The sequence below is a fragment of the Pseudomonas wuhanensis genome (assembly GCF_030687395.1).
GTDB lineage: Bacteria > Pseudomonadota > Gammaproteobacteria > Pseudomonadales > Pseudomonadaceae > Aquipseudomonas > Aquipseudomonas wuhanensis.
Genome location: NZ_CP117430.1, coordinates 5,514,253 through 5,538,402, shown reverse-complemented (window position 1 = coordinate 5,538,402; position 24,150 = coordinate 5,514,253). Strand labels below are relative to the sequence as shown.

The following is a 24,150-nucleotide window of genomic DNA, read 5'->3' as shown; positions in this document are numbered from 1 at the left end:
CTTTCCTTCTCTGTCACGCCAGATCTGAAAAACGGCTCACGCTGGGGTGACGCAGGTTGGCTTTTGTGGCGAGGGAGCAAGCTCCCTCGCCACAGGTGATGTGCGTTGATCAAGATTCAGGCCCGTGCCTCAACCGTCACCCAATACCGGGTAAAACGCCTCACCTTCACCGGCAAACTGATTTCCAGCAGATCAAGAATCCGCTCGCTGTTGTCCAGTGGATAAGTCCCGGAGATCAGCAGATCGGCAACATTCGTCGCGCACTTGAGCTGCCCCCGGCGATAGCGACCGAGTTCATCGAGGAAATCTCCCAGGCGCATGTGCGCGGCCACCAGCATGCCGTCGACCCAGGCGCCGTTGTTGGCGTCCAGTGGCAAGGGAGCGCTGATGCCGCGTGCGCCGAAGCTCAACTGTCGGGCGGTTTGCAGCATCAGCGGTGCGCCGCCATGGGGCGTCAATTCGATGCTGCCTTCGAACACCGCCACGTGAGTGTGATCGGCAAACTGCCGCACGTTCAGCCGTCCGCCTTGGGTTTTCAACAGGCCTTGTGCGGTCTGTACTTGAAACGCTTGGGCGGCGGTCAGCAACATCTCGCCCTCAAACAAGCGGATCAGCCGCTGCTGACCGTCGACTCGCACATCGACCGAACTGGCGGTGTTGAGCTGCACTTGGCTGCCATCACCGAGCGACACTTTACGTCGCTGGCCGATCGGGCTGCGGTAGTCGGCCAGCAACGGCGTCAGCGGATTGTGCTCGCGCATGGCCCAGGTGACCGCCGAACCCGCACCGAGAATCAGCAACAGCTTCAACGCCTGACGACGGCCGGCGGATTTTGGTGCGTTGAGGGCGGCATGGGCCAGTGGTGAAGACAACCCGCGCAAGCGTTGATTGACCCGCTGAATGTGTTCCCAGGCCCGTCGATGTTCACCGTGAGCATCGAGCCATTGCTGCCAGGCGATTTGCTGGCGCGGGCTCAACGGCCCTTGCTGGATTTCCATCCACCAGTGCACGGCCTGCTCGGCGACTTGAGAGGAAAAATCCGCAGGGCTGTTCATCGTGCGAAGTAGCAGCGCATCGCCGCTTTGTTTAGGTGCCGTTTGACGGTGGCAATGGAAATGCCCAGTTCGGTGGCGATCTGTGGATAAGTCAAACCATCGAGCTGAGCCAACAAAAAGGCGCGTTTGACCAGGCGTGGCAGGCCGTCTAGCAGCTGGTCGAGCTCCATCAACGTTTGCAGGATGATCGCCCGGTCCTCCTCCGACGGCGCGACGATTTCCGGCATCTGCGCCAGCGCATCGAGGTAGGCGCGCTCCAGATCCTGACGACGGTAATGATTGAACAGCACGCGCTTGGCGATGGTGGTGAGGAACGCCCGCGGCTCGATGATATGGGGCGTTTCCCGTGCCGTCAGCACTCGAATGAATGTGTCCTGAGCCAGATCCGCGGCGCTGTCAGGGCAGCCGAGTTTGCGCCGCAGCCAACCGGTGAGCCAGTTGTGATGGGCGTGATAAAGGACTTCGACGGTAGAGGCTGACGACAACGGAACCGCTCCGGACGTATTTCGATACGTTAGAGAACAAGAATTGTTCGCATTGTAGGGGCGGGGGCTGGATCCGGCAATCGGCTCTTGGTCGGTTTTTCTGGTCCGGAAGCCGCGTCATCGTTCTTCGCGAGCAAGCCCGCTCCCATATTCAACCGCATTCCTCTGAGAGAACGCGGTCACCTGTGGGAGCGGGCTTGCTCGCGAAGGCGGCTGCACAGGCACCGAAAACCAATGGATTGCAGCGCTAGCGCAAAAACGCCTGCCGATATTCCCCAGGCGTGCCACCCAGCGCCTGGCGAAACCGATTGGTGAAATGGCTCGCACTGGCAAACCCACAGGCCAACGCAATATCCCCCAGTGGCTGCGACGTCCCGCGCAACAGCTCCCGCGCGCGGCTCAACCGCCGCGCCAGCACATACTGATGCGGCGGCAAACCGAAGCTCACACGAAACATCCGTGCAAAGTGGTATTCCGACAGCGCACACAACGCCGCCAACTGCCCGAGGCTGATCGCTTCGGCCATTTGATGGTCGATGAACTCCACCAACTGCCGCCGCTGATGCGCCGCCAACCCACCCTTGAGGCGCAAGCCCTGGCGCACGCCAACCTGGCTGAGCAGGGCATGGCTAAGCATTTCATGGGCCAGGCTACTGGTGAGCAGGCGTTCGCCCGGTTCGTCCCAGTTGAGGGCGATCAACTGCCGAAAGCGCCGGGCCTGCTGCGGGTCTTCGAGGAAGGTGCGCTCGCGCAACTGCAATTCCCGCGGTTCACGATCCAGCAGCGTGACGCAGCCCAGGGCAAATTGTTCGGGGCTGAAATACAGGTGGGCCAGGCGAATATCGCCATTGATCACCCAGCCTGACTGATGGTCGGCCGGCAAGATGCACAGCTTGTCCGGGCCGCCCTTGGTGCCGGGCTGGTCGCGGCGAAAGGTGCCGGTGCCGCCGGCGATATAGCACGACAGGGTGTGATGGCTCGGCGCTTCGTAGTCCTGGGCATCATGGTGGTTGTTCCACAAAGCTGCAGCCATGCCGTCACCGAGCTCGGCGCTGTGCTCCAGACGAGCATTGGGCGAGCGGTTAAGCGCTTGAAAGACTTGCAGGGTTTCCAGTGCGGCCATGATCGGTTCTCTCCAACGCTTTGCATCCTACTCCGTAGACGTTGGCCTGCCAGCCCGCCGGCCGACAAAAGCGCAAGTTTATGCAAGTGCGCCCACGATTGGCGCAGCACACTGGCCCCCTAATCAGGCAATGCACTGTGGCGAGCGAGCTTGCTCGCGCTGGGCTGCGTAGCGGCCCCCAAGTCCTGGCAAATTTCGCCAGTTTTGTGAGCGCTATGCACTCAAGCGCGAGCAAGCTCGCTCGCCCCAAAGTAAACAGCATTGCCCATCCCGGAGCTGTCGCCATGAACCTTTCGTTGTATTTATTGACCGTGCTGATCTGGGGCACCACCTGGATTGCCTTGAAATGGCAACTGGGCGTGGTGGCGATTCCGGTGTCGATCGTCTATCGCTTTGGCCTCGCCGCGTTGGTGCTGTTCGCGCTGTTGCTGCTCAGCCGGCGCTTGCAGGTGATGAACCGTCGCGGGCATCTGATTTGCCTGGCTCAGGGCCTGTGCCTGTTCTGCATCAATTTCATGTGTTTCCTCACCGCCAGCCAGTGGATCCCCAGCGGTCTGGTCGCCGTGGTGTTTTCCACCGCCACCCTGTGGAATGCCTTCAACGCACGGGTGTTTTTCGGTCAGAAAATCGCTCGCAATGTACTGATGGGCGGTGCACTGGGGTTGCTCGGATTGGGCCTGTTGTTCTGGCCAGAGCTGGCCGGTCATACCGCCAGCCCCGAAACCTTGCTCGGATTGGGCTTGGCGTTGCTCGGCACCTTGTGTTTCTCGGCGGGTAACATGCTGTCGAGTTTGCAACAGAAAGCTGGCCTGAAACCCCTGACCACCAATGCTTGGGGCATGGCTTACGGCGCGGCGATGTTGTCGGCGTGGTGCCTGGTCAAAGGCATCCCGTTCGACATGGAATGGAATGCCCGCTACATCGGCTCGTTGCTGTACCTGGTGATTCCGGGCTCGGTGATCGGCTTCACCGCCTACCTGACGCTGGTCGGGCGCATGGGGCCGGAGCGGGCGGCGTATTGCACCGTACTCTTTCCGGTGGTGGCGCTGAACGTGTCGGCGTTTGCCGAAGGCTATCAATGGACGGCGCCGGCACTGGTGGGGCTGGTGTTGGTGATGTTGGGGAATGTGCTGGTGTTCCGTAAACCCAGGACGTCGATGGTGCAAGGAAACGGTAAATTGGCGTGAAGTGCCCGAATCTGTAGAGAGCGGGCAGGCGTTTGAACCGCCTACCCTTATTTAGTCAGCCTTTCCACACTTGTGGACTCACCAGATCTTGCGGCCGCTCACCCAACAAGGCACTGCGCAAGTTGGCCAAGGCACGGTTGGCCATGGCGTCACGGGTTTCGTGAGTCGCGGAGCCGATATGCGGCAAGGTCACGGCGTTTTTCAGTTGGAACAATGGCGACTCGGCCAACGGTTCTTTCTCGTAGACGTCCAGCCCGGCACCGCGAATCCGGTTGTTTTGCAGCGCTTCGATCAGCGCCGGTTCGTCCACTACGGGGCCGCGGGCGATGTTCACCAGAATGGCGCTCGGTTTCATCAGCGCCAGTTCGCGGTGACTGATCAGGTGTCTGGTTTTTTCGCTGAGCGGCACCACCAGGCAGACGAAATCGGCTTCGGCCAGCAGTTGGTCGAGGCTGCGGAACTGCGCACCGAGTTCCTGTTCCAGTTCGGTCTTGCGGCTGTTGCCACTGTAGATAATCGGCATGTTGAAGCCCAGCCGACCACGCCGGGCGATGGCCGCGCCGATGTTACCCATGCCGACGATGCCTAAGGTTTTGCCATGCACATCGCTACCGAACAACGGCGCGCCGACGGTGGCTTGCCATTGGCCGGCCTTGGTCCAGGCGTCCAGCTCGGCGACGCGGCGGGCACTGCTCATGAGCAAGGCGAAGGCCAGGTCGGCGGTGCTTTCGGTGAGTACGTCGGGGGTGTTGGTGAGCATGATCCCGCGTTCGTTGAAGTAGGCGAGGTCGTAATTGTCGTAGCCGACCGAGACGCTGGAGACCACTTCCAGTTTGCTGGCGTTTTCCAGTTGCGCGCGACCGAGTTTGCGACCGACGCCGATCAGGCCGTGGGCGTGGGGCAGGGCTTCATTGAACTGGGCGTTGATGTCGCCGTTTTTCGGGTTCGGCACGATCACGTCGAAGTCTTGTTGCAGACGTTCGATCATCGGTGGGGTGATGCGGCTGAAGGCGAGGACGGTTTTTTTCATTGGAGGCGGCTCGTCGGGATTGGAGAATGCCAAGCACGCTAACATTCTTCCCGGACATTATGCGAGCGCTCGGATTGCCGGGTGTACGCCACCCTCACCACAGTTCGCTCCTACAAGGGGTCAGCTGTGTGGCGCGGGTTTTGGTACGTTGAGGTTATCCAGCATCCGGTTCACCGCCAGCTCGGCCAGCATGACGATCTGCTGAATCGCCATGGCCGTATTCCGATGCGGACCTTCCAGATAGGTCGCAAAATTGCTGGCCATCACTCTGGCCTGGGCCAACGATTCACAGGTGTGGGCCAACAGGTCTTCGTCTTTGATCGCCGGTGCGAGCATATACATCGTGCTGGGTTTGCGGATGGTCGGTGATTTGAGGGCAGCGGGGTTGAGGTAGTGATTCAGCGCGCGTTCGGCGGCTTCGTTGAGTTTCTTGGAGTTGGGGGATTCGTAGGGGGAAACGTCGTCGGTTTCCGGAGGGTTCGGTGTTTCTTTGATCATGCGGAAGTTACTCATTGGCAGATGAAGTGGAACTGCCATCTTTCGTTTTCCAGACGAAATGGGTGGCAGCTGTGCGCGGACTGGAAAAACCGGAACATCCACCAAAACCCGGCAGACCCGAAGGTCTCCCGCGCACAGCCGCCATAACAAGGATTGCGTGCAGAAAAAAGCGCCGCAGCATGCCATGAGCTGTGGTAAGTGTTTGCCAGGTTTTCCAGACCTGATCGCTGATTTTGCAGCGACCCACAAAGCCTACCCATTTCGCTTCCGACGCAACAACCGTCAAAACTTGTCGGAAACGCCCTCAAAAATCACCCCGTCTGTAGGAACTGCTGAAGACTGCACCCACAATGTCGCCATCAAAAAACTCGGACTTCCCCTACACGCAAAAACGATTCGCCCGGCATCCCCCTTTGAGCCCACTCGCCAAAGTCTCACGTTTCCAAGGAACGGGACACGAGCGTGACCAGACTCATCCCCAAAAACCAACTCACCAGCCAACACGGCCAGGTGCTAGACAGCCACCAAGCCGTCGCCGACTTGCGCCAGGCCCTGAACTATCCCTACGACCTGCAAGGCTTCGACGACCTACTAAGCGCGGTCGGCGTTAACAGCTCCAACTACATGCAGGCCGCCAACCAGCAAAAACTCATCAATGCCGTTAGCAACGGTGATTGGGTCATGGTGACGCCCCGAATCGATTCCGATAACGGCGGTGCCTCATGGAATGCCTTCAACCCCAAACCTGAGCTGCCACCGGCGCAGCATCTGGTCGAAGAACACGCCTTCACCCTGCCCAAACCCGTGGAGTCGGGTTTCCATATTATTCAGCAGCCCATGACCCTCGACGCTCTAGAGCGTTCGCTGTACGAAAACCCGCCAAGCGATGCACTGCGCCAGGAATTACGCTCGCTCAATCGGCATCTCGGCGAGCGAGTGAAGCCGGGGCAAATGGTGATTTTCAGCGATTCACGGCATTACATGTACCGTCGCGAAGAGGCGCAAATGATGATCGTGGCGGAGAAGGTGAACGAAGCATTGAAGGATCTGAGTGATGAAGAGGCATCGTTTTTAGTCGAGCATCATGAAGTGATCGAGCCGTTTTTGGAGGTGTCGGCGGGATCGTTAGGCGTGGCGTCGTTCATGATCGGTCAGCATCTGGAGAGCCTGAAAACGACCCTGAAAGAACTTGATGGGTTGCATCAACAGCAATTCCGTGAACACGGGCATTTGCATTCCCCTGAGTTTTTTTCCCGGCGCAGGCGGTTGATGGCCAAACTCGATGTTGGTCTGGGGGGGCTTGTACGCAAAGGCACCGGTATCCCGGATCATCCCAAGCTCAAGCGTGCCTTGGGCCTTTCTACTCGTAGAGCGATTCATCATTGGAACAAGGCAGGGGCACCGACACAGTTACCCGGCTACGCCTCTAACATTGATGGTGTGGCGAAGGCTGGGAGGCTATGTAGGAATAGGGCTTGCAGCAGGTGCGGCTACCATGCGTATCAACGAGGTTTGCCGTACAGGAAGTGCTGAAGACTGCAGGCAGGTGCAATTTTCCGAGGGCGGTAAGCTGTCTGGTAACGTAATTGGCGGTGTTACCGCAGGAGTTGTGACGGGAAAAATCACCTTGAAGTACTGCGCCGGTATTGCTTTGAAGACCCGCGGCTTAGGCGGTGTTGTTTGCGCGTTAATTCTTAGCGGGGGCACAGCATCAGTTGGAGGAAATATCGGGGCGAAGTTTGGAGAGGCTGGTGGAGAATTGATCTACGAGGTAACAACTCCATGAGCCAAGAAAAGATGCTGTATGGAGCATGCGCCCTACTTTTATTGGGTTTTATGCTTATAAATTTGATCGTTATGTTTTATGTGGCGTTCTTCAAGCTGGACGAAATTGAAAAACTTCTTAAGAGTTCCGCTGTTTTAGAAAACGATCATTTGACGGGCAGTGGACCCATTAGCAGATTAATGCGCTTGAGCCGAATCAGCGGATTGCTTTGCGCCAGCACGTCATTCCTGCAGCAAACTGACCCGCTGGCGATCTCGGATATAGCACAATTTCCTGCTGGACTTAGGTTGTGGGTCAATATTCCATTTCATATCGCAACGTTTTTCATTGTTTGTATGGTGGCTTTATGGGGCTGGGGAAAATATACCGGCCTACTGAGTTAAGTCTGTGGTGGAGGTTTTTTTGAGGGCGTATCGCCATGAGCGAGTATGAAGTATTTTTAACCCCGTCCGATGATGATGAGTGACACTAAAAATATCGTGCTTGTTCTTGCTGCGATCATTTTTCTACTGGTTTTTACCAGTCAGGTAATCCTGCTGTACGCCGCCTATTTCAAACTCGACCAAATTGAAGATCACTTCAATGCGTCTCACCTGGTGAGTATCAATCGAAACACAGCGGGTAACGGCCCGTTTGGAAGGATGAACAGACTTAGGTTGATTGGCGCTTTAACGGGGAGTTTCTATCAGCATCAGATGTTGGATTCGTATGCGTTTATGGAAGCTGAAATCTTGCCGGAGCGCCTGAAAAAATGGGCTGAAACTCCAAAAAAACTGATGCGGATTGCGGTCGTCAGCGCTGGACTACTGTTGCTTTGGAGTGGCTTTGTATCTTTGCGTGCAACCATTTCAAACCCGATGAGTGACCTGAAACTACTCTACACAGCCATCCTGATCGGCTTTCTTGCCTTGGTTTTTATCGTTTCAGTGCTGCGTGTGTACATCAGTTTTTTTAAACTCGAAGAACTCGAATCTCACCTCAACGATTCTTACTTCATTGGTCGCAACCGTTGGGTCATGGGTGATGGTCTGTACGGGCGTCATTACCGTTTGACTCATCTCTCGACCATGCTTCGTGAGGATGATGCATTCCTGCTGAGAAGCGACCCGCATTGTATCGATGAGATAAAGCACTTCCCTTTACACCTACGACGCTGGGTCGTCATTCCCAATCTGATGTTTGCCTATTCAGTTGTTGGCCTTTGTGCGTATTGGCTCTGTGGAAAGTACGCCGGACTGCTGGCTTAACAGCGGCCTGACAGTCGCCCGATCTCTGGGAAGAACCGACGGCTCCCCCCAGGATGGCGGTGAGTGTTCAACGGGCTGCCGATTACTCGAATAGCTTTTCCAAGTGTCGCTGTCCGGTTATATGCTCCAGACCTTTAACATCAATTCCACCAATCGCTTGATGACTTTCTTCATTGTTCAGAATCGTAAAGTTGAAGTCGGCTTTGAGTGTCCCAGCCTTAAGATCGAAATTGAACGTGATGTGCCCGACATTATTTTTAGAGGTGTAAGGTCGGTGCCATGATCCGTCAGGGACGGACCAGTTTTCGCTGAAAGTAGGGGGTAAAATATCGCCCGGTTGAAATTCATATCGTTTGTTTTCAATGTTTGCCGGGAAGCGTAGGGAGATGGTGTTCCATTCGGTTTCACTGATTTGATGCCTAGTGTATAAAATAATCCACTCTCCATTAGTGATAAAAAGAGTAGCTGTCCCATCGTAGGTGGAGAATTTAAAGCTGTTGTGGATTTCAGCAGTCAGTTTGTCGCTAGTGGAACTAAGGTTTTTATTTGAACCCGTGTAGTAAATGTTCATACCCGTATTCCTTCGAATGAAAAATTAAATTACCCATGGAGTTTCCATTCGAGGAGACAGTTCGTCTACTGTCAGATCTGATAGTTAATTTATATCTATTGGCTATTGGAGAAGATTATTTCGGCATTCCTTTGCCATAAGCCAATGCTGCGTAATGGGCTAATTCGCCACCCGAACCCCACCCAAACTCCCACTCAATTCATACGCCGCCAATTCCGCCTGATGCGCCGCCAATATCTCCGGCAACGACCCCCGCAAGTACTCCACCCACGTCTTGATCTTCGCATCCAGATACTGCCGCGACGGGTAGATCGCATACAGATTCAGTTCCTGTGACCGGTAATTCGGCATTACCCGCACCAGCGTGCCGTTGCGCAGCCCTTCAATCGCCGCATACACCGGTAAAACGCCAACGCCCATGCCACTGGTGATCGCCGTTTTCATCGCATCAGCGGAGTTCACCAAAAACGGTGAGCTGTTGATGGTGACCATTTCCTGGCCTTCCGGGCCGTCGAAGGTCCACTTCTCCAGCGGAATCACCGGGCTCACCAACCGCAGGCACGCATGGTTCAGCAAATCGCTGGGCTTGTGCGCGCAGCCGTTGGCTTTTACATAGGCCGGCGATGCGCAAACGATGCTGTAGGTGATGCCCAGGCGTTGGGAGACGAAGCCCGAGTCCGGCAGTTCGCTGGCGAGCACGATGGACACGTCGTAGCCCTCGTCGAGTAAATCCGGCACGCGGTTGGCCATGGTCAGGTCGAAGGTCACGTCCGGGTGGGTCTTGCGGTAGCGGGCGATGGCGTCGATCACGAAGTGCTGACCGATGCCGGTCATGGTGTGCACCTTGAGTTGCCCGGCCGGGCGCGCGTGGGCGTCGCTGGCCTCGGCTTCGGCTTCTTCGACGTAGGCCAGGATCTGCTCGCAACGCAATAGATAGCGCTTGCCGGCCTCGGTCAGGGCGATGCGGCGGGTGGTGCGGTTGAGCAGGCGGGTTTGCAGGTGGGCTTCCAGGTTGGAGACCGCGCGCGAGACGTTGGCCGTGGTGGTGTCGAGTTGCACGGCGGCGGCGGTAAAGCTGCCGGCGTCGGCCACGTAACTGAAGGCGCGCATGTTTTGCAAAGTGTCCATGGGGTGCTCTCGAATGCGATGGCAAATTGTGACACGAAGTTACGGGGACAGTGACCCCGACAAATGGATTATCGCGTTAACGGTAACAAAGATTCACAGGATTCCCGGCTTATCGCCTTTCCGGCCGCCCCCTAGAATTGCGCCATTGTGGGAGCGGCTTGTGTGGCGAGGGGGCTTGCCCCCGTTGGGTTGCGAAGCGACCCTAAAACCGGTCACCGCGATCTTCAATCAGAATGCGGTGACCGGTTTACGACTGCTGCGCAGCCGAACGGGGGCAAGCCCCCTCGCCACAAAAAGCGGTTCCCCACAAGTTTTTCCGTACCCCCCTTTCAGGAAATCGCAGCAGTGCCGCGTCGCATCAACAGAGCGCTCAAGACGCTCAGTGTTTTGGCTTTAACCCTGGCAATCAGCGGCTGCATCGGCACCGCAGGTATTGCCCCACAGGGCAAGGCACTGGAGGCTGATTCACTGGCCACCGATGAAGCTATTCAGAGCGCCGAGCAAGACGCTCATTGGCCCAGCACCCAATGGTGGCAAGCCTACGGCGACCCGCAACTGAACCGCTGGATCGACCTCGCCCTGCAAGGCAGCCCGAGCATGGCCATGGCCGCCGCGCGAGTGCGTCAGGCGCGGTCCATGGCCGGCATTGCCGAGTCCGCCGAGTCCTTGCAGATCAATGGCCAATCCACCCTCAAGCGCCACAACTGGCCCACCGATCAGTTCTACGGCCCCGGCGAGTTGGCCAACACCACCACTTGGGACAACAACGCCGCGCTGGGCTTCAGCTATGCCCTCGACCTTTGGGGACGCGAAAGCAACGCCACCGAACGCGTCGTGGACATGGCCCACATGAGCGCCGCCGAGGCGCGGCAGGCGCAGCTCGAATTGCAGAACAATATCGTGCGCGCCTACATCGAGCTCTCGTTACATTACGCGCAACGGGACATCGTCGCGGCGACCTTGAAGCAGCAACAGCAAATTCTCGACCTGGCACAGAAACGTCTGGATGGTGGCATCGGCACGCATTTCGAAGTCAGCCAGGCCGAAACACCATTGCCGGAAACCCATCGGCAAATCGATGCGCTGGACGAGGAAATTGCTCTAAGCCGCAACCAACTCGCCGCTCTGGCCGGTAAGGGACCGGGGGAGGGCGCGCAGTTGCAACGGCCGACGCTGTCGTTGGGCTCGGCGCTAAAGTTACCTTCGTCGCTGCCTGCGCAATTGCTCGGTCAACGCCCGGACGTGGTCGCCAGTCGCTGGCAAGTGGCGGCCCAGGCGCGGGGTATCGATGTCGCTCACGCGGGCTTCTACCCCAACGTCGATCTGGTCGGCAGCCTCGGCTACATGGCCACCGGCGGCGGGGCGCTGGAGTTTTTGACCGGCAAGAAGCTCAACTACAGCGTCGGCCCGGCGATTTCGTTGCCGATCTTCGACGGTGGCCGCTTGCGTTCGGAGTTGGGCGAAGCCTCGGCCGGTTATGACATCTCCGTGGCCAGGTACAACCAGACGCTGGTCAATGCGCTGAAAAATATCTCCGACCAGTTGATTCGCCGCGAGTCGATGGACAAGCAACAAGCCTTCGCCGCCGAGTCGGTGACCACGGCGCAGAAGACCTACGACATCGCGATGATCGCGTATCAGCGTGGGCTCACCGATTACCTCAACGTGCTCAATGCGCAGACCTTGTTGTTCAAGCAGCAACAAGTGCAGCAGCAGGTTCAGGCCGCACGGTTGAGTGCTCATGCGGAGCTGGTGACGGCGCTTGGTGGTGGACTCGGGGCGGGCAACGACGTGCCGAATGCCGAGAAAACCCAGCCTCCGAAAACCCCGGTTCTTTTGCAGTGAGCGCGACGTTTCAGGCACACCCACATTTGTGGCGAGGGAGCTTGCTCCCGCTTGAGTGCGCAGCACTCACAAAATTAGCAGTGGTTGCCAGAATTTTGGGGCCGCTACGCAGCCCAGCGCGAGCAAGCTCGCTCGCCACAGTCATTCGCTTGTCTCAAGTTTTTCCCAAGTGAGCAAAATTCCATGACTCCCTTGCCCGCACCTTTGCGCTGGCTATATTCCCTTGAATGGCGCCGGGGTTTCTTCGACTGGGCACGCAGCGATGGCGTGACCTGGGTGTACATTTTCAAGGTGCTGTTCGCCGCGTTCCTGACCCTGTGGCTGGCCATGCGTCTGGAATTGCCCCAGCCGCGCACCGCGATGATCACCGTGTTCATCGTTATGCAGCCGCAAAGCGGCCAGGTATTGGCCAAGAGCTTCTATCGCTTCCTTGGCACGTTGGCCGGGTCGGCGGTGATGGTCGCGCTGATTGCCTTGTTTGCGCAGAACACAGAACTGTTCCTCGGTTCGCTGGCGATCTGGGTCGGCCTCTGCTCGGCCGGCGCGGCACGTTATCGCAACTTCCGCGCCTACGGATTTGTGCTCGCCGGTTACACGGCGGCGATGGTCGGACTGCCTGCTTTGGCTCACCCCGACGGCGCGTTCATGGCAGCAGTCTGGCGCGTATTGGAAATCTCCCTGGGCATTCTGTGCACGACGCTGGTCAGCGCCGCGATCTTGCCGCAAACCGCCAGTGCGGCGATGCGCAATGCGTTGTATCAGCGCTTCGGCGTGTTTGCGTTGTTCGTCACTGATGGCTTGCGCGGTCGCAGTCGGCGCGAAGCGTTTGAAGCAAGCAACGTTCGGTTCATCGCCGAGGCAGTGGGCCTGGAAGGGCTGCGCAGCGTCACGGTGTTCGAAGACCCGCACATGCGTCGGCGCAACGGGCGGCTCAGTCGCTTGAACAGCGAATTCATGGGCATTACTACGCGCTTCAATGCGTTGCATCAGTTGCTCGAACGTCTGCGTAGCGGCGGCACCGATCACGTTGTCGCGGCGATCAAACCGGGGTTGCAAGACCTGGCCGAAGTGCTCGACGGCTTCAGCGGTCGCGCCTTGACCAGCCCCGACGCTGCACGCCTGGCCACCGCGTTGGCGACCTATAAGGAAAACTTGCCGGCGCGAGTTCGCAGCCTGCGGGCGACCTTTCAGGAGAATGATCCGAGCGACGCCGAGCAGTTGGATTTCCACACCGCGTACGAGCTGCTTTATCGCTTCGTCGACGACCTGCACAGTTATGCACAGACCCACGCGTCGCTGGCCGATCACAGCCACGAACGTGAGCGTTGGGACGAGCCCTTCACCCCGCAAACCAACTGGCTGGCCTCGGCGGCATCGGGTATTCGCGCAGCATTCATCCTCGTGGTACTAGGCAGTTATTGGGTGGCCACCGCGTGGCCGAGCGGGGCGACCATGACCCTGATCGCTGCCGCCACCGTCGGTCTTTCAGCGGCGACACCGAACCCCAAACGCATGGCGTTTCAGATGGCCTGCGGGACGTTGCTCGGGGCGCTGATCGGCTTCGTCGAGATGTTTTTCATCTTCCCCTGGATCGACGGTTTTCCGTTGCTGTGCGTGATGCTGGCGCCGGTGATCGTGCTCGGGTCGTTCCTGACTTCACGGCCGCAATACGTCGGGGTTGGCCTGGGATTGCTGATCTTCTTCAGCACCGGTTCGGTGCCGGACAACCTCACGGTTTACAACCCTTACGCGTTCATCAACGACTACATCGCCATGATCATGGGCATGCTGGTGTGCGCGGCGGCCGGGGCGATCATTCTGCCGCCCAACAGCCGCTGGTTGTGGCGGCGGCTGGAGCAGGATTTGCGCGGGCAAGTGGTGTATGCCATCAGCGGCAAACTCAAGGGCCTGGCGTCGAGTTTCGAAAGCCGCACTCGCGATCTTTTGCATCAGGCTTACGGTCTGGCAGCGGGACAGCCGCAGGTGCAACGAGACTTGCTGCGCTGGATGTTCGTGGTGCTGGAAGTCGGCCACGCGATCATCGAGTTGCGCAAGGAACAGGCGATTCTGCCGGTGCACCCGGCCTACGCCGAATCCCAGCCGTGGCGCCAGTCAATCCGGGTGATGGGGCGTTCGCTGGTGCGAATGTTTCTGCAACCGGGCCAGAGCAATCTGGAGCGTGCGCTGGTCGCGGTCGATCACGCGATCAGCCGCGTGCAGGCCACCGACGAACCCTTTGCGCCGCACTTCGATACCTCCGCCTTGCGCCGAGTGAAAAGCTACCTGCACTTCATCCGCACCTCGCTGCTCGACCCGCAATCGCCACTGGCTTCATACACCATCGCCAAGCCCGAAGGACTTGCCCATGCCTCGTGAAATCGCCTTCCACGGCGTGTACATGCCGACCATGACCCTGATGTTTTTCATTGCGGCGGCGCTGGCCTGGGCGCTGGATCGATTCCTGTCCGGGTTCGATTTGTACCGCTTCTTCTGGCACCCGGCGCTGCTGCGCCTGAGTCTGTTTACCTGTCTGTTCGGCGCCCTGGCGCTGACTGTTTATCGTTGAGAACACCCCGATGAAAAAGCTTTTCAGCCTGCTCGCGACCCTCCTGGTGTTGGCCCTTGCCCTGTGGATCGGCCGGACCCTGTGGGTGCATTACATGAACACACCCTGGACTCGCGACGGCCGGGTGCGCGCCGACATCATCAACGTCGCCGCCGACGTTACCGGTGAAGTGGTGGACGTGCCGGTGCGTGACAACCAGCTAGTGAAGAAGGGCGATTTGCTGATGCGCATCGACCCTGAGCATTACCGCATTGCGGTGAAACAGGCGCAGTCGCTGGTGGCCTCGCGCAAAGCCACGTGGGAGATGCGCAAGGTCAACGCCCACCGCCGCGCCGACCTCGACAACCTGGTGATCTCCAGGGAAAACCGCGACGACGCCAGCAACATCGCCGACTCGGCCCTGGCCGATTACCAGCACGCCCAGGCACAACTGGAAGCCGCCGAACTGAACCTCAAACGCACCGAAGTGCGCGCGGCGGTGGACGGTTACGTGACCAACCTCAACGTCCATCGCGGCGACTACGCACGCATCGGCGAAGCGAAAATGGCCGTGGTGGACATGAACTCGTTCTGGGTCTATGGCTTCTTCGAAGAAACCAAACTGCCGCATGTGCGCGTAGGGGATAAAGCCGATATGCAACTGATGAGCGGCGAAGTGCTCAAGGGGCATGTGGAAAGCATTTCTCGCGGCATCTATGACCGCGACAACCCGGAGAGCCGCGAGCTGATCGCCGACGTGAACCCGACCTTTAACTGGGTGCGCCTGGCACAGCGGGTGCCGGTGCGGATTCACATTGATGAAGTGCCGGAGGGAGTGCTGTTGGCGGCGGGGATTACGTGTACGGTGGTGGTGAAGCAGGCAAGCGATTTGTAAGCTGTGAACCGGACTCGCCCTCACCTCGGTGAAGGCGGGTTTTTTGAACTTCAGCTCAGGTATGCGCACAACACCCCAAATGCTCCACCGATTCCGCCGGTATTGCCGGCAAAAATAAACTGCGAGTTGCTTCGGGGCTGTAGAAGCGCAGGTTCAGCCGAGATCGCTGTGTCCTCTTCGATGTACCCATTGTTGCCGAAGTCTTTATCGACAGTGCCATTGCTCAGGAAGCGGGCGATATGCAGTTTTTGGTAACTGCCGACGACATTTATCCTCTCCGCTGCATCCAGAAAGCCAGCCTGCCAGTTGTCCCCGGTCTGTTCGTCAAACACCGTCAGGACAGGTTGACCCAAGTTGAACTGAAAATCCGGAACACCGTCAGCCATCATTCTCATCAGCAGCCCCTTCATGAACTTCCCGGTGCGCCCACAATTGCCGAAGCCAATGAAACCGTTATTCGTTGTCTGAATCAGACCTTGTATAACGGTGTCTCCTTCCTCGACATTCAACACGTAGGAACCTGGTGTTTTGGAATCGCCGAATGTCTTGTCAGTGCTGCCGTCACTATTGAGGCGGGCAAAGAAACCCTTCATGCGATCAGATTGTTTGACACTGCCGGCCAACAGGATTTTCTCATCATTCTGGATATCCACGGCGTGAAGTGCTATCGCATGGTCAGTGTCATTGAGTCTGAAATCAAGGCGACCGGTTTTGTTGAAACTGGTGTCCAACTGGCCTTTTAGGTTCACTCGATACAGGACGCAATGGGTTGTTTCGCTTCCCGAAGAGCGGTAGGTCGCGCTGATGACAATTTTGTCGCCCTGGAAAGCGCAGTTACCGGAGTTGGGCACGAATATTTCGCCTGTTTGATTTCGGAAAATCTGCCTGCCCTGCACTGCGAAGCCTTCGTCCAGGTCACCCTGTTCCGTGAATCGGCAAATGACCAAGTGAGGTGGAGGCTCGCCGGAGTCTGCGTCCAGATGAGTCCAGCCCAGCATGTAAGTCCGTGAATCCTGCTCCAGTATTTTCCCGCCTGATGCGTCAAAAGGCGCTTTGAATTTTCCGAATCCGAAACCTTGGTCCGCGAATGTTTCATCAAGGCTTCCGTCTTTATTCAGGCGTGCCAGCCCGTAATAAGCCGAGTTGTATAAGGTTTCATTGTCGCGAGAGTCGTCATGGGACACGACGGCACCGACGATGATTTTCCCCGAGTCCTGTACGCAGAGACCTTTGACGTGACGATCCGTGCCATTGATATGAGGTAGAGTTGAGAGCGAGATCTTTCCTTTGTCGCCAAAACTCTGGTCGCTGTCTCCGGCGTGTTGACGGTCGAATGTGTTCATTTTTCTGTCCAGTGAAGTCCACTTAGTTGGATGAGCCATGATGGCGCCCAACGCTTTCAAGGTTGGAAGCGGTTGTTGGGTATTCCATCGACATCACCGCACCGGTCATCCACAGACTGATGGGCAAAGGGACTTCATGGAGACGACTACCTGCCGAATGAGTCTGGTCTGCTCATATGACGGGTGTCTACTGTCAGATTTAACAGGTAGCGAGGATGGCGGGAATTTTGCTCAAGCGGCAGAACGTGCGCCATGGGTAACAAAAGTTTCGTGCAGATGCCGCCACAGCACCTGACCGGACGCCTGTTTTTCAAACACCACGGTCGAGCGCCGATCCGAGTGCAGGCCGGTGGCATCAGTCTGCTGCTCGCGGTAACTCACCACCGCGCCACCGTCGTACAGCGCGACACCTCGCAACTCGCTGAGCTCAATCCTGAACCCGAGTTTCTTCCCGCCCGCCAGCAGAAACAATTCATTCAACGCCTCGAAATCCAGCACCCGGCCCAACGGCGAGATCATGGAAAACTGCGGCGAAAAACGCGTCAGCAATAGCTCAAGCTCGGACTCGTCTCGCTCTTCGGCCAACCATTGCTCGATGGCTACGTGGGCCTGGATCACTTCGTCAAAGTATTCGGTGTAGTCGGTCATGTTTGATTCCTGAAATTCTGAAGCATCTGGTCTGACGTCGTCGCGGGCAAGCCGGTCTCAAAGTTGCCCGCGCAACCCGAACCGCTTCATCAACCCCGACTCCAACAGCCCCTTGGGCAACAACCCCGCCATCAACGGCAACGCCCGGCTGCCGTTACCCAAACGCACCAGACGCGACGGTTTATGCTGCTGCACGGCCTTCAATAAACCGGCGGCAAATTCACTGGCCGGCGTCGGTTTGTCCTGAGACGCCTTGGCCCGTGCACGAATACCTTCACGTAGTGGCCACCATGGCGACTGCTCGGTGATCAGTTGCTCAGCCTCTTGACCGGCATTTTTGGCGAAGCTGGAGGCGATGGCCCCAGGCTGAACTTCCATGACCCGCACGCCGAACGGTGCCAGTTCCATGCGCAACGCATCGCTCAAGGCATGCACCGCAGCTTTCGAAGCGCAGTAGGCGCCGGCAAACGGCGTGACCAAAACCCCGGACACGCTGCCGATGTTCACCACCAGGCCCCTGGCGCGACGCAGCACCGGGAACATCGCGCGAGTCACGCCAACGATTGCAAACACGTTGGTTTCGAATTGCCGCTGCATGGCCGGCACACCGCCGTCGAGCAAGGGGCCCATGGCGCCATAGCCGGCGTTGTTGATCAGCACATCAAGGCCGCCGCGTTGCTGATTGATCCGCTCACTCAATTGCTCGAGTGCCGGACCATCATTCACGTCAAGTTGCACGGTGGTGAAACCGGCGGCGGTTAGAGCGGCTACGTCTTCAGCCTTGCGGGCGCTGGCCCAGACTTCGTAACCGGCACTTTTGAAAGCGTCGGCGAGGGCGCGGCCAATGCCGCTGGAGCAACCGGTAATCAACGCAACGGGCATGGCGCGGTCCTTGTGCAAAAAAAGGGAGGATCAGTCGGAGAAACTACCCTGCAAACGCTCGGCGCGAAACTCCAGGGTTTGCGGGCGATAACCGGGGCGCAGGGGCGGCATTGGCAGGCAGTCTTCCCAATTGCCGCCGGCCTGCAATTCGCCGGGCCCGCGATAGCGCGGTGCGGTGTATTGATTGTCAGCCAGATTGACCGTATCGCCCGGTGCATAAGCGGCGATGCGCCAGCGCAGTTCGGTCAGCGGCACATCATTGCCGTTGTTCATCGTCAGCTTCAAGGGGCGATCCGCCGGGCAGTGCTCGGGCGCGTAGACGATACGCAGCTCAAGGCGCGCCAGTTGCTTGACCTCGCGGGTGTCCAGCCAGAATACCCACACCGCCACCAGGCCCAATCCAACCGCGGCGGCCATGGAAACCGGCACGGCCTTGGCCGGATAGCGCAGCAGCAGGATCAGCCAGGTGATGACCAGCAGGACGCCGATGAACATGAATGAATGCTCCGTGAACTCATGGACACCATCCTACCGAAGGGGCGCAGGAATGGACATTCGGCGTGCAAAGGAGGGTACCGCTGGTCGGTACTGTAATTTCTGACAGTAGTCCGTAGTGCTCTCGATACGTTAGAAGACATTGGTCAACAGGGCTGTATTTCGGCGGGTGGTGGCAATGGGAATGCATCATAAAACACCCAAACTGACGATCGTCGATCCGCGCGGCTTGACGATCCGTTCGGTCGATTATTGGCGCACCGTCGAAAACGTCCCTGCTGAGGCACGTATCAACCGTACCGCTTACGGTGCCACAGGGCGTGCGGTAAAACATTGGGATCCACGGCTTTGGGCGCTGTCACAAGAAGAGCCGCTGACACCCGCCAATCTCACGACAGCGTTTTCGTTGTCGGGTAACGCGCTGCTCACTGACAGCGTCGATGCTGGTTGGCAGCTCAACCTGCCTGGCCTGGGTGATGAGGTTTTATTGGGATGGGACAGCCGAGGCACGCGACGCGAGGTTGAATATGACGACCAGCTTCGTCCGGTGGCGGTGTTTGAGCAGGGCGTAACTGAGCCGCGAAGGTCTGTTGAACGCATGGTGTATGGCGGTTCCGATCATGGTGAGCAGAATCAATGCGGGCAGTTGATCCGTCATGATGATCCCGCCGGGACGGTGTTGTTCGAGGCATTTTCGATCACCGGCCAATGCGTGAAGCAAGTTCGTCACTTCACCCTGGCCCCTGTTACGCCTGACTGGCCGGAGTTGGAAGCCGATCGCCAGCGGCTGCTTGAACCGGGGGTGGGGGCCGCCTCGACGTGGAGTTTCGGCCCGGTGGGCGATGTGCTGGAACAGATCGATGCCAGGGGAAACCATCAGGCCTTCAGGCTGACCCAGGACGGTCGCTTGCGTGAGGCGCGTTTGCAACTTCAGGGACTGACTACCTGGCAAATGCTGGTCAGCGATATTCAGTACAACGCAGAGGGACAAATTGCGCACGAAACCGCCGGCAATGCTGTGCAAACAACCCTCTGTTACCGCCCTGAAGACGGCTTATTGATGGAACGCAGGTCACAGGATGCCAGTGCGGGGATGTTGCAGCATCTGATCTACGACTATGACCGGATGGGTAATGTCTTGAGCATCGAGGATAAGGCTCTGCCAGTGCGTTACTTCGCCAACCAGCGTATCGAGCCGGTCAGTCGCTTCAACTATGACAGCCTCTATCAGTTGATCGAAGCCTCTGGTTGGGAGGCAGGCAGCGCCAATCAGGGACCGGCATCGATTGGACGGGTCGATCCGGCGGCGGTGAGCAATTACCGGCAGACCTACAGCTACGATGCAGGCGGTAATCTGCTGAAACTGACCCACGTTGGCGCGCAAAACCACGGGCGCGACCTGAAAGTGGCCCGATACAGTAATCGCTGCTTGCCCTGGCGCAACGGCGTGCCGCCCACCGAAGAACAAATCGCTACCGCGTTCGACACCAACGGCAATTTGCTGGAGCTGGATCAGGGACGCGTCTTGGCGTGGGCTCTGCGCAATCAACTGCAATCGGTCAGCCCGGTGGAACGCGCTTCCGGGCTCAATGACCGAGAGTCGTATCTCTACGATGGCGGTGGCCAGCGGGTACGTAAAATTCGCTCGTTGCAGACCAATGCCCGCACCGTGACGGCTGAAGTGCGTTACTTGCCGGGACTGGAACTTCGTACCGAGAGTGGAACCGGAGAGGTGCTGCAGGTCATCACCGCCCAGGCGGGACTCAATAGCGTGCGTGTGCTGCATTGGGAAACAACTCCACAGTCCGGTATCAGCAACGATCAGTACCGCTACGGCCTGGTTGATCACCTGAACTCTTGCACCCTGGAATTGGCAGGCGACGCGCGAATCATCAGCTGGGAAACCTACTATCCCTTTGGCGAGACGGCGTGGTTTGCCGGCACTGACATGATTGAAGCGAGCTACAAAACCATTCGTTACTCGGGCAAGGAGCGGGATGCGACCGGGCTTTATTACTATGGATACCGCTTTTACATCTCGTGGTTGCAGCGATGGTTGAATCCGGATCCGGCAGGAACAGTTGACGGTTTGAACCTGTATCGGATGGTTCGAAACAACCCGGTAAGCCTGGTTGATGAAAACGGGCTTAATCCCAACAAGGCAAATGGCAGTTTAGTTGCAAGAATGACCGGGCTTTTTAATGGAGCCAATGTATCCGGGGCCCCGGCACCTGCACGTCCTCCGATCCCGTCGAGGCCGGGAACTCTTCCGTCTGCTCCTCCGCCCCGCCCACCCGTGCCCACGCAATCCAGCCCGGTTCAGATGAATGTAGCTGCGCCAGCGAAAAAGGAAGCTCCCCCACGACCACCGGCGCCAGTTGCCTTACCCACGGCGTCTCCGTCGACAGGGGCACTCCCTTCATATGCGACCGGTTCAATGGTTGTCGGCTCGCATTCATTGTTGATTGGTCAACAAGGGGGGATTGTGGCTATGAGGGGGGACGATCGTACCCCCGACCAGATCCGTACAGCGGGTGGTTTTTTCCCCAGGGATAACAGAGGGCCAAAAATCAAAGAAGAGTTCAGGCAAGCCGCTGTGACCAAAGGGATTAACACCCAGGCCCAGGAGCACGTTAGAAGTCCCATTGCGGGTTACGTGTCCACCGGCATGGATGAAGACTCAGGAGGGTACGGTGACACGAGAGCCTACCTCTACCGGATGGAAATTCCGGGTTTGAAAGAGCAAGCCGTCAATGATCAAACGCTGGGGCTCGGGTCGCCTTTCAAATTCACTCCCAAAGGAAGGTTGGATACCAGACTTTTGATGAGTGGTAACACGCTCGATCAGTCCAAATTCGTTGCGATGATTCCGCCATTGACGGTGGAAATGACCTTCATTACTCCAATTCCGAGCGCCTTCATCGTTGCTTACAGGCCGGCGAAGAGCAATCAATGGATATCTTTTCAACCATGATGACCCGGATGTAAGAAGCCCCCGCCCAACCCACTGCGGATAGGAGACGCAGCGGGCTGGACGGGGGCTTGTTTTGCTGCTCGTTACTGCGCGATGGTTTTCACCGACACGCCGCGCTCGATCGGGGTGGAGCGACCGTAGATATCTTCAAAACGCTCGATATCGTCTTCACCCAAGTAGCTGCCCGATTGCACTTCGATGATTTCCAGCGAGATCTTGCCCGGATTGCGCAAGCGGTGGACCGAGGCGATCGGGATGTAGGTCGACTGGTTTTCAGTGAGCAGGAACACGTTTTCGTCACAGGTCACTTCGGCGGTGCCGCTGACCACGATCCAGTGTTCGGCGCGGTGGTGGTGCATCTGCAGCGACAGGCACGCACCTGGCTTGACCGAGATGCGCTTGACCTGGAAGCGGCCGCCCATGTCCACCGAGTCGTAGGAGCCCCACGGGCGATAGACTTCGCAGTGGTTCTGGGTTTCGCTGCGACCCTGCTCATTGAGGGTGTTGACCATCTGTTTGACGCCTTGGACCTTGTCCTTGTGGACGATCATCATGGCGTCCTTGGTTTCGACGACCACGATGTTTTCCAGGCCGATCACCGACACCAGTTTGCCGTTGCCATGGATCATGCAGTTCTTGCTGTCCTGGATGACCACGTCGCCTTTGGTGACGTTACCGTTGGCATCTTTTTTATTGACTTCCCACAGCGACGACCAGCAACCGACATCGCTCCAGCCTGCGGTCAGCGGCACCACGCAGGCACGCTGGGTTTTTTCCATCACCGAGTAGTCGATGGAGTTGTCCGGGCAGCAGGCGAAGGTGGCGGGGTCGATGTCGACGGTGTCGGCATCCTGTGCGCTACGTTCCAGGGTCAGCACGCAAGTGTCGTAGATGTCCGGATCGTGTTTTTTCAGTTCTTCGAGGAAGCGGCTGGCACGGAACAGGAACATGCCGCTGTTCCAGAAGTAACCACCGGACTGGACGAACTCGGTGGCGCGTTTCACGTCGGGTTTTTCGACGAAGTGCGAGACACGGCTGACGCCTTCCGGCAGCAGGGCATCGTTGGTGGACTTGATGTAGCCGTAACCGGTTTCCGGTTTGGTCGCCGGCACGCCGAACAGCACCATTTCGCCACGCTCGGCCGCTACGGTGGCCAGGGCCAGGGCGCGTTGCAGGGCTTTCTGGTCTTCCAGCACGTGGTCGGCCGGCAGCACCAGCATCAACTCGTCGCGACCTTCATTGACCAGCATCATTGCGGTCAGGGCCACTGCTGGCGAGGTGTTGCGGCCGAAGGGTTCCATCAGCACGCGCTGCACGTCCAGGTTGCGGGCGCTCAACTGTTCGTTGACGATGAAACGGTGTTCCTTGTTACACACCACGATCGGGGTGTCCATGCCTTCGAACACCAGGCGTTCGAGGGTTTGCTGGAACAGCGTTTGTTCGCCGGTCAGGGCGAGGAATTGCTTGGGGAATTGCTTACGCGAAAGCGGCCAAAGACGTGAGCCGCTACCACCTGACAAGATCACCGGAATCATGTTGTTACTCCTTTAAATCGATTGGGTCAGAGCTACTGCGTTCTGTCGTTTCACTCTTGTTCTTGTTCCGTGTCCGAATTGACGCCTCGGTCCTCTGTGGGAGCTGGCTTGCCTGCGATGGCATCACCTCGGAGTATCTGTTGCACCGAGTTGTCTGCATCGCGGGCAATCCCGGCTCCCACAGGGATATGGGTCAATCCGACAAATGTGTTAGCGCGTCGAAACCGGGCGTTTCACCCACACTGGCGACAGGCTGCTGCCGCTGCCGGTGACGTACAGCACCGCGGCTTCGCCTCGTTCCAGGGCAACCGGCTTCACGTCGCCGACTTTGGTGGCGCCGTCATACAGCGCCAGGCTGACTTTCACCGGGTTGATCTCACGCTCGCCACGGCCTTTGGCAGCTACGGACGGGACGACTTCGGTCTTGCCGTCGGCGGTTTTCAGGGTCAGGGCCTTATCGCTCAGATTCTGCACGCGCACCAGGGATTTCTGCTTGTTCTTGAACGGCGGCTCTTCGATCAGTTGCGGTGCGCCGCTGGCGTTGTTGACCAGGGTGTAATAGTGGTCGCCGGCCAGTTTCACCGGCAGGGTCTGGCTGCCGACCTTGGCGCTGTAATCGCCGCCCGGCATGAAGCTGAAGTCGGTGCTGGACAGCGGCGCGACTTCGCTCAGGTTGGTGGTGCCAACAGTGGCGCTGACTTCAGCGTTAGCGGCGTTGTAGACCCGCACGAAACTGGAGCCTTTGGGTGCGGTCGGGCCGTAGAGTGCGCCGTCACCGGCGAAGGCTTGCATCGACAGCACGCTCATGCCGGCGACGAGAGCAAAGGTCTTGGCGAGACGGCGAGGAGTAGTAGTGAAAGTCATGGTGTACCTCTCTT

The 24,150-nt window shown here is 58.1% G+C and carries 23 protein-coding genes; 10 read left to right on the top strand and 13 right to left on the bottom strand.

What is annotated here, in order from left to right; all coding sequences use genetic code 11:
• Nucleotides 1–116 precede the first annotated feature (116 nt).
• The 3 genes from PSH88_RS25645 to PSH88_RS25635 form a co-directional block, all read right to left on the bottom strand.
• A complete protein-coding gene (locus PSH88_RS25645) occupies nt 117–1,055 on the bottom strand; it encodes a FecR domain-containing protein (protein WP_305423420.1) in 939 nt (312 codons plus the stop codon).
• Nucleotides 1,052–1,540, bottom strand: coding sequence for a sigma-70 family RNA polymerase sigma factor (locus PSH88_RS25640; protein WP_305423419.1), 489 nt, complete (start codon nt 1,538–1,540; stop codon nt 1,052–1,054). The genes PSH88_RS25645 and PSH88_RS25640 overlap by 4 nt, the downstream gene beginning before the upstream one ends.
• Nucleotides 1,541–1,787: 247 nt before the next feature.
• Nucleotides 1,788–2,663: an AraC family transcriptional regulator gene (locus tag PSH88_RS25635; RefSeq protein ID WP_305423418.1), complete on the bottom strand. Its 876-nt coding sequence runs from the start codon at nt 2,661–2,663 to the stop codon at nt 1,788–1,790.
• A gap of 284 nt (nt 2,664–2,947) precedes the next feature.
• Between PSH88_RS25635 and PSH88_RS25630 the strand changes: the two genes are divergently transcribed.
• A complete protein-coding gene (locus PSH88_RS25630; protein ID WP_305423416.1) occupies nt 2,948–3,850 on the top strand; it encodes a DMT family transporter in 903 nt (300 codons plus the stop codon).
• A gap of 55 nt (nt 3,851–3,905) precedes the next feature.
• Here PSH88_RS25630 and PSH88_RS25625 read toward each other — a convergent pair whose 3' ends face one another.
• Both PSH88_RS25625 and PSH88_RS25620 read right to left on the bottom strand, forming a co-directional pair.
• Entirely contained in the window at nt 3,906–4,880 is a 975-nt protein-coding gene (locus PSH88_RS25625; protein WP_305423415.1) for a 2-hydroxyacid dehydrogenase, read from the bottom strand.
• Nucleotides 4,881–5,000: 120 nt separating this feature from the next.
• On the bottom strand, nt 5,001–5,378 hold the full coding sequence (locus PSH88_RS25620; RefSeq protein ID WP_305427059.1) for a DUF6124 family protein: 378 nt from the start codon (nt 5,376–5,378) through the stop codon (nt 5,001–5,003).
• A gap of 462 nt (nt 5,379–5,840) precedes the next feature.
• Here PSH88_RS25620 and PSH88_RS25615 point away from each other — a divergent pair, with 462 nt between their 5' ends.
• From PSH88_RS25615 to PSH88_RS25600, 4 genes are all read left to right on the top strand, one after another.
• On the top strand, nt 5,841–6,911 hold the full coding sequence (locus PSH88_RS25615; protein WP_305423414.1) for a hypothetical protein: 1,071 nt from the start codon (nt 5,841–5,843) through the stop codon (nt 6,909–6,911).
• Entirely contained in the window at nt 6,874–7,164 is a 291-nt protein-coding gene (locus PSH88_RS25610; protein WP_305423413.1) for a hypothetical protein, read from the top strand. Before PSH88_RS25615 ends, PSH88_RS25610 begins: the two co-directional genes overlap by 38 nt.
• The gene (locus tag PSH88_RS25605) at nt 7,161–7,547 is read left to right on the top strand and encodes a hypothetical protein (protein WP_305423411.1); all 387 of its coding nucleotides are present in this window, start codon (nt 7,161–7,163) and stop codon (nt 7,545–7,547) included. Before PSH88_RS25610 ends, PSH88_RS25605 begins: the two co-directional genes overlap by 4 nt.
• Before the next feature lie 69 nt (nt 7,548–7,616).
• Nucleotides 7,617–8,411 carry a hypothetical protein gene (locus tag PSH88_RS25600; protein WP_305483401.1) on the top strand — a complete coding sequence of 265 codons (795 nt, stop codon included), beginning with the start codon at nt 7,617–7,619 and terminating at the stop codon, nt 8,409–8,411.
• An 82-nt stretch (nt 8,412–8,493) separates the two neighbouring features.
• Here PSH88_RS25600 and PSH88_RS25595 read toward each other — a convergent pair whose 3' ends face one another.
• Both PSH88_RS25595 and PSH88_RS25590 read right to left on the bottom strand, forming a co-directional pair.
• Nucleotides 8,494–8,982: a hypothetical protein gene (locus PSH88_RS25595; protein WP_305423408.1), complete on the bottom strand. Its 489-nt coding sequence runs from the start codon at nt 8,980–8,982 to the stop codon at nt 8,494–8,496.
• Nucleotides 8,983–9,141: 159 nt separating this feature from the next.
• Nucleotides 9,142–10,110: a LysR family transcriptional regulator gene (locus PSH88_RS25590; RefSeq protein ID WP_305423406.1), complete on the bottom strand. Its 969-nt coding sequence runs from the start codon at nt 10,108–10,110 to the stop codon at nt 9,142–9,144.
• Nucleotides 10,111–10,455: 345 nt separating this feature from the next.
• On the opposite strand from PSH88_RS25590, the gene PSH88_RS25585 reads away from it, so the two are divergent.
• The 4 genes from PSH88_RS25585 to PSH88_RS25570 all read left to right on the top strand — a co-directional run bounded on the left by PSH88_RS25585 (nt 10,456) and on the right by PSH88_RS25570 (nt 15,395).
• Nucleotides 10,456–11,955 (top strand): efflux transporter outer membrane subunit, encoded by a 1,500-nt coding sequence (locus PSH88_RS25585; RefSeq protein ID WP_305483400.1) that lies wholly within the window; start codon nt 10,456–10,458, stop codon nt 11,953–11,955.
• A gap of 183 nt (nt 11,956–12,138) precedes the next feature.
• Nucleotides 12,139–14,331, top strand: a complete 2,193-nt coding sequence (locus PSH88_RS25580; RefSeq protein WP_305423405.1) for an FUSC family protein — start codon at nt 12,139–12,141, stop codon at nt 14,329–14,331.
• On the top strand, nt 14,321–14,521 hold the full coding sequence (locus PSH88_RS25575) for a DUF1656 domain-containing protein (RefSeq protein ID WP_007896379.1): 201 nt from the start codon (nt 14,321–14,323) through the stop codon (nt 14,519–14,521). Before PSH88_RS25580 ends, PSH88_RS25575 begins: the two co-directional genes overlap by 11 nt.
• A gap of 10 nt (nt 14,522–14,531) precedes the next feature.
• A complete protein-coding gene (locus PSH88_RS25570; RefSeq protein WP_305423404.1) occupies nt 14,532–15,395 on the top strand; it encodes an efflux RND transporter periplasmic adaptor subunit in 864 nt (287 codons plus the stop codon).
• 50 nt (nt 15,396–15,445) lie between these two features.
• On the opposite strand, the gene PSH88_RS25565 is transcribed toward PSH88_RS25570, so the two are convergent.
• The 4 genes from PSH88_RS25565 to PSH88_RS25550 all read right to left on the bottom strand — a co-directional run bounded on the left by PSH88_RS25565 (nt 15,446) and on the right by PSH88_RS25550 (nt 18,763).
• Nucleotides 15,446–16,738: a hypothetical protein gene (locus PSH88_RS25565; RefSeq protein ID WP_305423402.1), complete on the bottom strand. Its 1,293-nt coding sequence runs from the start codon at nt 16,736–16,738 to the stop codon at nt 15,446–15,448.
• A 231-nt stretch (nt 16,739–16,969) separates the two neighbouring features.
• Nucleotides 16,970–17,386 carry a DUF4440 domain-containing protein gene (locus tag PSH88_RS25560; protein WP_305423400.1) on the bottom strand — a complete coding sequence of 139 codons (417 nt, stop codon included), beginning with the start codon at nt 17,384–17,386 and terminating at the stop codon, nt 16,970–16,972.
• 57 nt (nt 17,387–17,443) lie between these two features.
• Nucleotides 17,444–18,268, bottom strand: coding sequence for an SDR family oxidoreductase (locus tag PSH88_RS25555; protein WP_305423398.1), 825 nt, complete (start codon nt 18,266–18,268; stop codon nt 17,444–17,446).
• A 30-nt stretch (nt 18,269–18,298) separates the two neighbouring features.
• Nucleotides 18,299–18,763 carry a multidrug transporter gene (locus PSH88_RS25550; protein WP_305423396.1) on the bottom strand — a complete coding sequence of 155 codons (465 nt, stop codon included), beginning with the start codon at nt 18,761–18,763 and terminating at the stop codon, nt 18,299–18,301.
• Nucleotides 18,764–18,941: 178 nt separating this feature from the next.
• Here PSH88_RS25550 and PSH88_RS25545 point away from each other — a divergent pair, with 178 nt between their 5' ends.
• Nucleotides 18,942–21,737 carry an RHS repeat-associated core domain-containing protein gene (locus PSH88_RS25545; protein WP_305423395.1) on the top strand — a complete coding sequence of 932 codons (2,796 nt, stop codon included), beginning with the start codon at nt 18,942–18,944 and terminating at the stop codon, nt 21,735–21,737.
• Between the two features lie 83 nt (nt 21,738–21,820).
• On the opposite strand, the gene PSH88_RS25540 is transcribed toward PSH88_RS25545, so the two are convergent.
• Both PSH88_RS25540 and PSH88_RS25535 read right to left on the bottom strand, forming a co-directional pair.
• Nucleotides 21,821–23,272 carry a mannose-1-phosphate guanylyltransferase/mannose-6-phosphate isomerase gene (locus PSH88_RS25540; protein WP_305423393.1) on the bottom strand — a complete coding sequence of 484 codons (1,452 nt, stop codon included), beginning with the start codon at nt 23,270–23,272 and terminating at the stop codon, nt 21,821–21,823.
• 210 nt (nt 23,273–23,482) lie between these two features.
• On the bottom strand, nt 23,483–24,136 hold the full coding sequence (locus PSH88_RS25535) for an alginate O-acetyltransferase AlgF (RefSeq protein ID WP_305423391.1): 654 nt from the start codon (nt 24,134–24,136) through the stop codon (nt 23,483–23,485).
• Nucleotides 24,137–24,150: the final 14 nt, after the last annotated feature.